Consider the following 12,481-nt stretch of genomic DNA (forward strand, 5'->3'; position numbering starts at 1 on the left):
AGACATCGGTTGTGATGCGTGGGGCCTTAGATTAGCCGCTTTTGGCTTGACCGAGCAAGGGCCACCGTCGGCTTGTGACCCTGGCGCCGCGCCCGGCCGGCCTTGCCTGGACTACCGCAGCACCTTCTCGAAGTGCTGGTAATCCTTCATATTTGTCCAGTCTCCGCCCCAGGTCCATCCCAGCTCATTAAAGAGTTTGACCAAGGGTGAGTTCTTAACGAAGGTGCCCGGTGCCGCGGGGTTGTAGTTGGCTCCCTTGGGTGAGCGATGGCGCCCGTTGACATAGGGGTTCTGTACCGGGTTGATATCGATTGCCTGGCCAAAGGCATGATTGGACCACTCGTTCTTGCCTTTGATTTTTCGATAGTTGAATCCCGATGTGTTATTGGCTGCCATGCTCCTGGTATCGTCCCAGCCGAATTTGGAGATCGGGACCGCCGCGGCGATGGGAAAACCGATCTCTGCCATCTTACGGAAAACGACCTTGATATCGTTCGCCAGGCGGGCGTCGATCATTAACTGTCCACGATGGACCTTGCCGTCAAACGCCAGGTAATCGACGTCAACCAGCGCTTGCCGGTTGACGACCGCGGGCGGAAAGCCACGCGCGATGGCCAGCTGCCGCTCGGATGCAAGCGAGCGCCCGCTGTCGATGATGGGGCGATCGGCCGTGCCGCGATTGGCGGAGTGCGCGTCAGGTCGGGCTGGGGTTTCCGCCAACGCCTGGCCGTGAATACCGCCGAGGAGCATCAGCAGGATGGCCCAAGCCGCAATGTTTGGGGTGTTCGCGGTGCTTGCTCCGGTCATGCGCGCGGCCTAACGCTTACTTGCAGGAGCTGCGGATATAGTTGCCGGAGACCCAGCCCTGCCCCTGGCTGTCGGTGTCGACCTTAAGCCAACTGCCGCGGCGGGCCAGGATGGTGACACGGTCGCCCCGGAACAACTCGCCCAACTGGGTCGCCGCGGGCTTTGGTCCGGCCCGCAGCGCCAGGAACCCAGAGCCGGTGGCCGGATTGTAACGATCCGAGATGCCGACCACCCGCCCGAAGCAAGCCCCGTAGGATCCATCGCCGGCCAGACTCGGCGCCGCCGGCAGCATCGACAACGCGAACAGTAATATACTCACTTTAACTTTCATAATGGCCTCTTTAAGCTGGCGGTGTTGATTGTCCGCCATGATGCCTCACTGGATCACATGAGGCCGAAAGGGCGGAACCGCTGTCGCGTTCCGTCACTTATAGGCGGGTTACGCGGCTATAGTAAGTGCTGGGGAATGATTGCCGAGAGTCAGAGAAAGTAATCAGGATCAGCGGTGCTCCACTCGCGAGTCTCATCTCTGGACTTCAACCTAATCCCGCAGTTGCTTGTGTTGTTCAAGGGATCGTCGGAGTTGCCGCGGCTGAAGTACGCGACAGCAAACTTTCGTAGGGAATGATGAGAATCGGTGGCAGGTGCTCCGCTCCAGATCACTGCCACTCATAGCCTGGCACCGCGCCCGCAGCCTTTAGAGCGAGGTGATGGTATGTCAGCACCCGGGGACGCCGGTCGCTGCAGCGCACCTTTGCTACACTCAGGGGACGCTCGATGGGGCACGCACCGGGCTCCGATGGGCTGCCGGTGGCCGGCCAGCGGGTTAGCAAAGCAGAAGTATAGACGATTTGCCGAGGGGCGCACGCGCCGCCCGTGGGCGGGCCAGTGCGCAGCGGTAGCCTTCGTCAGCCTCTGATCGCGGGCTATCCCAGTGATTGTCCTTGTTGCCAAAATCATCGAAGCCGGAATTTTTGCTGCGCATATTGGGTTGCAATGGTGCCGTCCAGACGGCGAGCAGATCATATCCATTGGGGGCATACCTCTTTGCGTATGGTGGTTCCACGCTTGACCAGTTATAGTGAGCGGTGGCACGGCGCGCCAAGTTAGGGCGGTCTTGTGCCTGCGCCGGTGGTCTGCGACGCTATCTCATCCTTATCCAAATCCTGAGCCAACATCCATGTATATTCTTGGTTTGTTGGTTACCAAAAAGGGCGTAAAGCGCAACTCCGTCAAGAACCGGCATCCATCCATTAATTCAACACGGATCACTCGTTTCTGCGTTGCCGGTGTGTCGTTCAGCGATAGTGACAAAATATCTTGATAGCGGCAAGAATGACCGTAAGTTGGATTTATATAATTCTCTATTGCTATCGAAGATATCGTAAAGTCTCTTATGCGGATTGCAGTTATCCCATCTTCGTCTCGATTTAATTGGGTAGTCTAATACGGCAACGGTTTCTGGGGCAGCTTTCTGCGCGACATCCTTAAGCAGTTCGACAAGTTTCGGATGTTTTCGTATTTGTCGAAAAATAAGTGTCTTCAGATCTATTTTCATAGTACATTTCCATTCGTGCTGTTGGTTACAAATACCGATCCACCGCCCGCCGGCTATAGGGGTCCAGATGCCGGGTGTCAGGGACCAGGTAGCGGACGCCCTGCGAGTCCTGGATCAAGGCGCTGTGCGGTCCCAGCCGACGGACGTCGTCCTCGGTCTTGAGGACGAAGCGGGTGTGTCCGCGGTCGGTGTCGACCTCCCATTCGGCGGGCTCCAGATAGCTGGAAACCAGGATGACCCGCCGGATCTGGGGGACGAACTCCCGCCGTGCAAGTTCGTCCTCCAGGATATCCCGCAGCGCGCCCGGTAGGCTGTGCAGGTCCTCGATGCAGCGCAGTTCACGCCCCTGGGCATCGCCGAGGATCACCCAGTGCGTGGGGTCGGTGATGGGGTAGGCGCGCACCGGCACTGCGTCCACGCATTCGTGGCCGGTCGCGTCACGGTAGACCAGCCGCCCGAAGGGGTCGATCCACAGTTGGAAGTCCGGGTCTGGCGGGGTCGTTGCGTTCATGCTGGTGGCTCCGGGACTCAAAGCGACAAATGCTGCTTTGCCTGTTCCAATTGCGCATGGTAGAGCCGCGCATAGGCACCCTTTTGCTCCAGCAGGGCCTTGTGGGTCCCTACCTCGATGATGCGCCCGCGGTCCAGGACCACTAACCGGTCGGCGCGGCGCAGGGTGCTCAGGCGGTGGGCAATGGCGATGGTGGTGCGGCCCTGGGTCAGGTGATCGATGGCGCTTTGGATCTCGCGCTCGGTCTCGGTGTCGACCGAGGATGTCGCCTCGTCCAGGATCAGGATCTGGGGGTCGGTGAGTAGCGCCCGGGCGATGCTGATGCGCTGGCGCTCGCCGCCGGAGAGCGATTGGCCGCGCTCCCCGACCAGTGAGTCGTAGCCGTCGGGCAGGCGCAGGATGAATTCATGCGCGCTGGCGGCGCGGGCGGCGGCCATGATCTCGGCACGGCTGGCGCTCGGGCGGCCGTAGGCGATGTTCTCGGCAATGGTGCCGAAGAACAGGAAGGGCTCCTGCAAGACGATGCCGATGTTGCGCCGGTAGGCCTCCACCGGGAAGGCGCGGATGTCGACCCCATCCACCAGGATCTGCCCCTCGGCCACGTCGAAGAAGCGGCAGAGCAGGTTCACCAGAGTGGTCTTGCCGGCACCCGTGTGGCCGACCAGGCCGATCATCTCACCGGGTCGAATGCGCAGGTTGATGTCGTGCAGGACGCGCCGCGGTCCATATTGGAAGGAGGCGCTGCGCAACTCGATGGCCCCCGTCACCCGGCCCGGTGCCACCGGGTGGAGCGGCTCCGGGACACTGGGGACGCGGTCGAGGATCTCGAAGACCCGGTGGGTGGAGGCGGCCGCCCGCTGGATGGCACCGACCAGGCGGCTCAGGGTCTCCAGCCGGGCATAGAAGCGTCCGATGTAGGCGACAAAGGCGGTCAGTACGCCCACGGTCACATTGTCTTGGCCCACCTGCCAGACCCCGAAGGCCCACACCACCAGGAGCCCCAACTCGGTGAGAAAGGTCACGGTCGGGCCGAAGAATGACCACAGGGTATTGACCCGCATGTTGGCGAGTACGACGTTCTCGTTGGTCTGGTTGAAGCGCTCGATCTCGCGCCGCTCCTGGGTGAAGGCCTTCACCACGCGGATGCCGGGGATGGTGTCCGCCAGCACGCTGATCATGTCCGCCCAGGCGCGGCTGCCGCGCTCGAAGCCGTGGCGCAAGCGTTGCCGCACCCGGTGGATCAGCCAGGCAATGAGCGGGAAGGGGGCGAGCGTGACCAGAGCCAGACTGGGGTCGATGGACACCAGCAGGACCGAGACCATCAGGATGGTCAGGACGTCATTGAGCAGATCGAGCAGGCTCACGGAGAGGAAGTAACAGAGCCGCTCGGTGTCGGTGCCGATCCGCGACATCAGGTCGCCGGTACGCTTGCCGCCGAAAAACTCCAGCGACAGTGCCTGGAGGTGTGTATAGGTCTCGCTGCGCAGGTCGGCGCTGATACGCTCGCTCACCACCGACATCACATAGGTGCGACCCCACCCCAGCAGCCAAGCGAGCACCGCCGCGCCGCCCAGCCCGGACAGATAGAGCGCGGCCAGCCGGTAGTCGAGCGGGGCGCCCGTGGCCTGGTGGGGGATCAGCACCTTGTCCAACAAGGGCATGGTGAGATAGGGCGGGACCAGGCTGGCGGCGGTGCAGGCCAGCATCAGGCCGAAACCCAGCGCGATGAGTCCGGCGCGGGGCCGGGCGAAGCGGGTGAGCCGCCACAGCGAGCGGCCCGGCGGCGGCAAGGGCGGGGCGGCGCAAAAGGTGCAGCCGCCCTGGCCGGGGGGGAGTACCGCCCCGCAGGTGGGACAGACGGTGCCCTGGCCTTCGCCCGTCTCCAGGCTCAGGCCCCGCTCCCGGGCGATGGCGGACTGGCAGGCCGCGGCGAACTGTTGGGCCGCCGCGGTGCGGGCGCCGGTGTAGTGCCAGGTGGCGATCAGGCCAGTGGCGCCCAGTGCCCGCAGCCGGCCGGCGGCGCCCCGGTGGCCGGCCAGTATCCGCTCCAGGTCGCTGAGCGGCCAGGAGGTCCAGGCCCCGGCGGCAGGACCGTCCGCGGCGTCACGCCCGATGAGTCGGCGCTCGGTCAGGCACAACTGTCCGGTCCCGTAGTGCAGTCGCCGATCGAGATCCGGCTCGAACCAGGCGAGCGGTGTTTCTCCAGTCTCAAGCTGGGCCTGAAGCTCGGCGGACCAGGGTGGCGCCAGGTCGTCCCGGGGGACTTCGGGGTGGGGCTTGGGCTCGACGGGGGACGTTGATATGGCCACGGGACTCTAGGATTGACGCGCGCTGCTGGTTGTCCGACGGACCGCCGGTTGGCGTCAATGGTCGCACTTGTGCCCGGGCTTGGCCAGGACTGGCCTCACACTCCCTTCACTGCCGGGTGAGTACCCGCTCCAAGGCTGCGCGTGCGCGGTTGCTCGGAATCGCGAAACCGATGCCGACGTTGCTGCCGGTGGGACCGATCAGGGCAGTGTTGATGCCGACGATCTCACCGGCCAGGTTGATCAGCGGGCCGCCGGAGTTGCCGGGGTTGATGGAGGCGTCGGTCTGCACCAGCTCACCCAAGTCGCTGTCGCCGACCTCGCTGCGGCCCACGGCACTGACGATCCCGGAGGTGACCGTCTGTCCCAGACCGAAGGGGTTGCCGATGGCGATGACGAAGTCCCCGACCTCCAGCGCCCGGGAATCGCTGAAGGGCAGGGGGCTGATGGCGGTCGTTCTGGGGATCTGGAGCACGGCCAAATCGGTGCCCTCATCCGCGCCGAGCAGGCGGGCGGGGTAGCTGCGCCGGTCTTTGAGGGTGACGTTGATTGCGGTTGCCCCTTCCAGCAGGTGCTGGTTGGTGAGCACATAGCCGCGCTCGGCGTCCACGATGACGCCTGAACCCACGCTCTGGCGCCGCTCGGTGTCCCCTTCCTTGGGTACCTCGAGGCCGAAGTGCTTCATCAAACGGCGGAACTCGCGGTCTTTCAGGAGCGGGTTCTGTTCGACCCGCAGCACCGCGTCCACCGCCACGTTCACGACGGCGGGCGTCACCCGGCGCATCAACGGGGCCAACGACGGATAGCCGGTACTGGCCTTGTAGAGTGGCAGGGGGCCGCCCAATACGCCCGTGTCCGGGCGTAGCTCCGGCGGCCAGCGGCAGGCCGCAAGCGTCAGGCAGGCGGCGGCCAGCAGGGTACACCTGACCCACGGCAGGTGTGGCGCCCAGCGGGGTGCCTGGCAGGGTGCCGGCTGGCCGGAAGCGGGCACGAGCCGTCAGCGGACCAGGTCGGCGGCGACCCGGCGTCGCAGCCCGGCGTCCACCGGCTGATTGATCATCAGTGCGAAGGGCTCCCAGGCGGTACCGCGCCGCACATAACCGGCGTAGCAACTCACGCCGGTGAGGGTGCCGGTCTTGGCGCGGATGTTGGGGTTCCCCGCCTGGGTCGGCATCAGGTCGCGGTTGGGGGCGAAGGCCTGCATCACCTCCACGAGTTGCCGGGCGGAGAGGCGGTTGCCGCGCGACAGCCCGGCGCCGTCCTCGATCTTGAAATCGGTCCAGTGAAACTTTTTGCGGGCGAACTCGGTCATGGCCCGCTGGGCGGCGGCGACGCTCACGTGCCCCTTGCCCTGGGGGTCCGCCATCCGCAGAAACAGCGAATTAGCGACAAAGTTATTGGAGTACTTCAGCGTCGGCACCAGCATGTCCGCCAGCGTGCGGCTGTTCTTGTGCCGATACACGAGCTTGGCCGAGCTGGGGGTGGTACCGAGGTGCTGGCCGCCGCTTACCTGGATGCCGTTGGCGGCGAGCTTGGCGGCTAACAGCTCGCCGAAATAACCGACGGCGATGGGGCGCTGCTTCAGATTCACCCGCTGGGTGCCCGCGCCGCCGCGCTGACCGAAGCGCCGGGCGGTGTCGGTGAGTGGGGTCTGGGGCTCGGCGCTGGTCACCCCGGCGCCGGTGCGTACCACGTTGACGGTATTGAAGTTCGCGGCCAGGGCCGTGACCGGGGCGTCATAGGGGTTGTCGGTGGCGGACCGCCCGGCAATCTCCACGTCCCGGTCGAAATAGCTGTCGTCGAGCCCGATCCCGGCAACCCGGGTCACGCCCGCGCCCTTGAGACCCTGGCACACCCGGTCAAGTTCTTCTGAGACCAGATAGGGGTCGGCGCGACCCTTCACCCACAGGGTGCCCTGGCCGTCCTGATAGAACTCGGTCTCAAAGTGGTAGTCGCGTCCCCAGGTCGCGATGGCCGCGAGTGCGGTCAGGACCTTCATGGTCGAGGCCGGCGCGAGCGGTAGGTCCGGATTGTGCGAGAGCACCGCCCGCCCGCCCTCCTCGAGGAGCAGACCGGCCTTGCTGAACCCCTGGACCTGGGTCAGCGCATCGGCCAGTGCGGGCATATTGCAGGGTAACAGGAGCAGGGCGAGGGCTCCGCCGAGCCAGAGACGGGTCATCTGCGGCCGGGCGCTGGGGGCTTTGGTCATGGCGTAGTGGTGAGGCTCGGTAGATGTGGAGGGGCCCTCCGCGGGCTAGCCTGTTAGGATATCCCAGAATTGGCCGGGCCGGGGTGGTTCAGGGCGGCCCGGTCATGGCAAATCCGTATCCGGTCGTACCCGGACGACCGCCGCGGCTGGGATTCCTTGGGCAGTCCCCCCATATTGGGCTGATGAGTTACATTTCCAGACCAGTCACCAGCGTCGGTCAGCCATGGGCACGGAGTTAGGATCATGAGGCTGCGCACCGAATCCCGGCTTGTCGCCTTGGTGTCCGCACTGGTCTTTCTGGCCCTGCTCGGGCTCTTTCTGCTGGCCTACCACGGCACGGCGCAGACCCAGCGCGACCTGGCACTGAGCGAGTCATTAGGGTTTCAGATCACCCAGGTGCGCACCGCGCTCTTCGGCTACCTGCTGCATCCGTGGGGCGTCCAGCGCGATCAGGTCGATTTGCAATTCAAGGTCTTGCGCGACCTGTTGCAGCGGGAGTCGCCGACCATCGACGCGGTGATCCGCGACGACGAGGCGGGCCGCGCTGCCTGGGAGACGGTGCGCCGCCTGGTGGGTGAGGCGCAGGCACTGTTCGCCGAGTTGAGCGCCCCCCGCATGGGCCCGCCACTGGCGGCGCGCGACGCGCGCATCGCCGACCTGATCGTGGCCGACAGCCATGCGCTGATCCTCTCACTGAGCCGGATCCGCGACCGCGCCAACGAGCGCTTCCTGCGCGCGAGGACCTGGGAGAACCTGACCCTGGCCGCGCTGCTGGCGGGCCTCGCCGGGCTCGGTCTCACGCTCTTTTGGGTGATCGAGCGGGTCATTCTGGCGCCGGTGCAACAGTTGCGCACGGCCGCGGTGCGGGTCGCCGACGGCGAACTGGGGCTGCGTCTGAACAGCCCGCGTCAGGACGAACTGGGTGAACTGGCGGCGGCCTTCGACCGCATGCTCGATCAACTCCAGGAGACCACGGTGTCGCGTGCCCGGTTGCGGGTCGAGATCGGCGAGCGCCGCCGCGCCGCGGCCGCCCTGAAGGCCAGCGAGGCGGCCCTGAAAGACGCCCAGCGCCTGGCCGGCCTGGGTAACTGGAGCTGGGATATCGAGACCGATGTGCATACCTGGTCGGATGAGGTGTTTCGTCTCTACGGACGCGATCTGAGCCTGCCGCCGGCCGTGTACCCGGAGGTCCAGCAGTATTTCACGCCGACCAGTTGGGCGTGCCTCGCGGCCGCCGTGGAACGCGCACGGACGGCCGGTATCCCCTATGAGTGTGAGGCCGAGCTGGTCCGGCCCGACGGGCGCCCTGGCTGGATCGTGGCCCGTGGCGAGGTCACCTGCGACGCCGCCGGCCGGGTCGTGAGACTGAGCGGGACCGTCCAGGAGATCACCGCCTCCAAGCTGGCCGAACAGGAAATCCAGGCCCTCAACGCCGATCTGGAGGTGCGGGTCCAGCAGCGCACCGCCGAGTTGCAGTCGGCCAACCGTGAGTTGGAGTCGTTCGCCTATGCGGTCTCACACGACCTGCGTGCCCCGTTGCGCGCACTCAACGGGTTCAGCCAGGCCCTGGTGGAGGACTATGGCCCGCGTCTGGATGGCGAGGCGTTGGTCTTTCTCGACCAGATCCAGGGCGCGAGCCACCGCATGGGCGAGCTGATCGATGGCATACTGACACTCTCGCGTAGCACCCGCGGCGAATTGCGCCGGGAGCCGTTGGACCTCGGAGCGTTGGCGCGCCGTTTGCTTAGGATGGAGCGGGCGGCGCAGCCGCAGCGAGCGGTGGTCTGGGAGGTGGCGTCCGGACTGGAGGTCTGGGGCGACCCGGCGATGTTGGAGGTCGCCATGGTCAATCTGATCGATAATGCCTGGAAATATTCCGCCAAGACCCCCGCCGCAACCATCCGGGTCTATGCCGTAGAACGGGGCGGGACGCGCTGGTTCTGCGTCGCCGACAACGGGGCCGGTTTCGATATGGCCTATGCCGAGCGGCTGTTCCAGCCCTTTCAACGGCTGCACCGCCAGGACGAGTTCCCCGGGATCGGGATCGGGCTCGCCACGGTGCAACGTATTATCAGCCGCCACGGCGGCACGATTGAGGCCGAAGGCGTACCTGGCGGCGGTGCGACCTTTCGCTTTACTTTACCCGCGACCGGCGGTCGCCAGGAGTCTGTATGAGAGGCCGCGCTGTTCTTATCGTCGAAGACAATCCCCAGGACGAGATGCTGATGCTGCGCGCCCTGCAAAAATCGAATTTAGCCAATCGGATCGAGGTGGTGCGCGACGGCCAACAGGCCCTTGATTATCTCTTTGCCGAGGGCGAGTTCGCCGGCCGCACCGGGGGGCTGCCGGCCGTGGTCCTGCTCGACATCGGGCTGCCGCGGCTCTCTGGCCTGCAGGTGCTCGAGCGCCTGCGCGCCGACCCGCGCACCCACCTGCTGCCGGTGGTGATCCTCACCTCCTCCGACGAGGAGCAGGACCGGTTCACCAGTTATGAGCACGGGGCCAACAGCTTTGTGCGCAAGCCCCTGGAGTTTGCCGAACTGGCCGAGACCGTAGTGCGCCTGGGGATCTACTGGCTGCTGGTCAACGAGCCGCCCGTATGAGCGTGAGACTCATCAGGCATTGAGGTTAGACCGCCTGCGCCAGCAGGCGGCCATCGGCGTCAGCGGCCTGCGACCCCACCAATAGGTCCCGCGTGAAGGCCGGCTCGTCGATGTGCGCCCCCAGGTGGCGGGCCAGGGTGCGCATATCGGTCTCGGCGTTGCCCAGACAACTGGTCCCGCCAGGTGACGGGGCGAGGTTGAAGATGATCCCGTCGGCGTTGGTGAGCTTGGCCTCGCCGAGTCGCAACTCCCCGCTCGCCCGATCGATCAGCAGTGGCCTGATCCCGCCGAAACCCTCCGCGTAGCTGATGTCCGCGGCGGTGAGGGAGGGGACGATCTTGCGGATCTCCCGCATGTAGAGTCGGCGGCTGAGCCCGGGGACCTCGCTCAACAGATGGCGCAGGAGTTGTTGGCGCATATCCGCGACCCGCAGCAGGTCGCGCAAGGTGCCGACCACCCGCTGGTCCGACCGCAGTACCTGGAAAAACTCCCGCGCGGTCTCCCGGTTGTGTGGTTCCAGCAAAGGCCGCAGCAGGGTCGTGGGCCCGAAGCGGGTCTTGCCGCGTGCCTTGATGTCGTGGTCGCCATGCACCGCGGCGAAGGGCAGGCGCGGATTCTGGATCGTGTAGACCTTGCCGTTCAGTGCCTCGGGGGCGAAATAAAAGGACCCGGCCATCGGCAGGCAGGCGCAATCGAGCCCCAGACCCAGCGCCTGCGCCATCATGAGCGAGTGTCCGCCCGCGCACACCGCCACTGAACGGGCTTGCAAGAGGCCGCGGTTGGTCTCCAGCACATAATCCGGGCCGTCGCGCTGGATGCGCCCCACCGTGGTGGAGAAGAGCTGGGTGACCTGCTTGTCGGTGCTGCGGTCCAGTCGTACGCAGGCGTGCGAGAAGGACTCGGCGAGCGCCGCAAAATCCACCGCGCTGACGTCGTCCGGGGTGCCGGTAGCCACGATCTCCTCGCGCCGCCAGGTCCCGTCGATCAGGGCCACGTTGGGCTCCAGGTCGGCGATGGCGCGGCGATCCAGGAGTTGCATCCGTGGGTACAGGTCCTTGAAGGCGTCATAGCGCCGACGGATCAAGGCGCATTCCTCGGGGCCGACCCCGAGCACCATCTTGGGCATCGCAAAGAGGATGCGGTCGCGCTCCCGCGCGGGCAGGGCGCCGGCATAGTTGACCACCATCGCGGCCATGCGCCGTACCGCCCGCGCCTTCTCCAGGCTGTAGTTGGTCTCGATGTCGCCGCAGTGCAGCGTCTGGCTGTTGTGGTGGGCGTGCGAGTTGACCTGTGCCACGCCGTCGCATTTTTCCAAGAGACCGATGCGTTTCAGGTCAGTGAAGCGGGCAAGCGTGTAGAGCAGGGCCAGGCCGGTCACGCCGGCGCCCACGATCAGGCAGTCGTACTTGGTCGAAGCGGTCGTCGAAGGGGTCATGGTCGCGGACTCCGGGGCGTACCGCAGGGTCGCCCATGAGCGAGGCGCCGCCGCGTTCGCGGCGTTTGTGCGGTGCAGCAATGTGGACACACTAGCCCAAGCGGAGTCGCGGGGAAATCAGGCGAAACAGATTTATTGCATTGGGTCTATAAATGCTTTAGCAGAAAGACCATTCGTTGGTTGGTGGTGGGCTTGGACTCCCGGTGATCTTGTTGCCCGTTCTGCCCGTCCATGCGACACTCGCCCACATCTTTCGCCCGCCAACCAGTCCCTTACATCCTGCCCTCATGTCTCGCCCCCCGCGCCCACGCCGTTTCCGCCGTGCCGCCCGCTCGCGGCGCACCCCGCATGACGGCTCCTACAAGCAGATCTTCTCCCATCCCGAGATGGTCGAGGGCCTGCTGCGCGATTTTGTGGCGGAGGACTGGCTGGCCCTGATCGATTTCAGCACCCTGGAGCGACAGAACGGCAGCTATGTCACCGACGACCTACGTGAGCGCGAGGACGACATCATCTGGCGCGTGCGGGTGGCCGGGGATTGGCTGTATGTGTATTTGCTGTTGGAGTTCCAGAGCCGGGTGGACCCCTGGATGGCGGTGCGGGTGATGGTCTACACCGGGCTCCTGTATCAGGACCTGATCAAGTGCGGGGCGGTGCCGGAGGGGGCGCTCCTGCCGCCGGTGTTTCCGCTGGTGCTTTACAACGGCACCGGGCGCTGGACGGCGGCGCGCGATATCGCCGACCTGATCACCCCGCTGCCCAACGCCCTGACGAGCTACCGCCCGCAGCACCGCTATCATCTGATCGACGAGGGCCGGATTGGGCCGGACACCCTGGAGCAGGCCGGCAGTGTGGCGGCCGAGCTGGTGCGGTTGGAGACCTTGGCGAAAGACGGTCCGGCGGCGCTGCGCCCGATCCTGCACCGGCTCACCGCCCGGTTGCAGGGTGCGCGCTACGACAGCCTGCGCCGGGCGCTGACCGTCTGGTTTGTGCGGGTCTTGCTCCGGCGTGTGATGCCGGGCGAGAATCTGCCGGAAATCCACGAACTGCAA

The 12,481-nt window shown here is 65.6% G+C and carries 10 protein-coding genes; 3 read left to right on the forward strand and 7 right to left on the reverse strand.

Going from position 1 to position 12,481, the window contains the following annotated elements; translation table 11 throughout:
• Window positions 1-111 precede the first annotated feature (111 nt).
• From QZX93_RS19780 to QZX93_RS19805, 6 genes are all read right to left on the reverse strand, one after another.
• On the reverse strand, window positions 112-807 hold the full coding sequence (locus QZX93_RS19780; RefSeq protein ID WP_295393374.1) for a M15 family metallopeptidase: 696 nt from the start codon (window positions 805-807) through the stop codon (window positions 112-114).
• Window positions 808-823: 16 nt separating this feature from the next.
• Window positions 824-1,126, reverse strand: coding sequence for an SH3 domain-containing protein (locus QZX93_RS19785; RefSeq protein ID WP_295393376.1), 303 nt, complete (start codon window positions 1,124-1,126; stop codon window positions 824-826).
• Window positions 1,127-2,390: 1,264 nt separating this feature from the next.
• Window positions 2,391-2,876: a DUF1854 domain-containing protein gene (locus tag QZX93_RS19790; RefSeq protein WP_295393377.1), complete on the reverse strand. Its 486-nt coding sequence runs from the start codon at window positions 2,874-2,876 to the stop codon at window positions 2,391-2,393.
• 17 nt (window positions 2,877-2,893) lie between these two features.
• The gene (locus QZX93_RS19795) at window positions 2,894-5,185 is read right to left on the reverse strand and encodes an ABC transporter ATP-binding protein (protein WP_295393379.1); all 2,292 of its coding nucleotides are present in this window, start codon (window positions 5,183-5,185) and stop codon (window positions 2,894-2,896) included.
• Window positions 5,186-5,291: 106 nt separating this feature from the next.
• A complete protein-coding gene (locus QZX93_RS19800; RefSeq protein WP_295393390.1) occupies window positions 5,292-6,026 on the reverse strand; it encodes a trypsin-like peptidase domain-containing protein in 735 nt (244 codons plus the stop codon).
• Window positions 6,027-6,179: 153 nt separating this feature from the next.
• Window positions 6,180-7,391 carry a D-alanyl-D-alanine carboxypeptidase gene (locus QZX93_RS19805; protein WP_295393380.1) on the reverse strand — a complete coding sequence of 404 codons (1,212 nt, stop codon included), beginning with the start codon at window positions 7,389-7,391 and terminating at the stop codon, window positions 6,180-6,182.
• A 243-nt stretch (window positions 7,392-7,634) separates the two neighbouring features.
• On the opposite strand from QZX93_RS19805, the gene QZX93_RS19810 reads away from it, so the two are divergent.
• Together QZX93_RS19810 and QZX93_RS19815 are read left to right on the forward strand one after the other, a co-directional pair.
• Window positions 7,635-9,566 (forward strand): ATP-binding protein, encoded by a 1,932-nt coding sequence (locus QZX93_RS19810; RefSeq protein WP_295393381.1) that lies wholly within the window; start codon window positions 7,635-7,637, stop codon window positions 9,564-9,566.
• Complete coding sequence (locus tag QZX93_RS19815) at window positions 9,563-9,994, forward strand: response regulator (RefSeq protein ID WP_295393383.1); 432 nt, start codon at window positions 9,563-9,565, stop codon at window positions 9,992-9,994. Before QZX93_RS19810 ends, QZX93_RS19815 begins: the two co-directional genes overlap by 4 nt.
• A gap of 25 nt (window positions 9,995-10,019) precedes the next feature.
• Here the strand turns inward: QZX93_RS19815 and QZX93_RS19820 are convergent, their stop codons facing one another.
• Window positions 10,020-11,429 (reverse strand): FAD-dependent oxidoreductase, encoded by a 1,410-nt coding sequence (locus QZX93_RS19820; RefSeq protein ID WP_295393384.1) that lies wholly within the window; start codon window positions 11,427-11,429, stop codon window positions 10,020-10,022.
• 287 nt (window positions 11,430-11,716) lie between these two features.
• On the opposite strand from QZX93_RS19820, the gene QZX93_RS19825 reads away from it, so the two are divergent.
• Window positions 11,717-12,481: Rpn family recombination-promoting nuclease/putative transposase (locus tag QZX93_RS19825; protein ID WP_295393385.1), on the forward strand; the 765-nt coding region annotated here is incomplete at its 3' end.

Origin of the sequence: uncultured Thiodictyon sp. (assembly GCF_903946935.1) — a bacterium.
In the GTDB taxonomy this organism is placed as follows: domain Bacteria; phylum Pseudomonadota; class Gammaproteobacteria; order Chromatiales; family Chromatiaceae; genus Thiodictyon.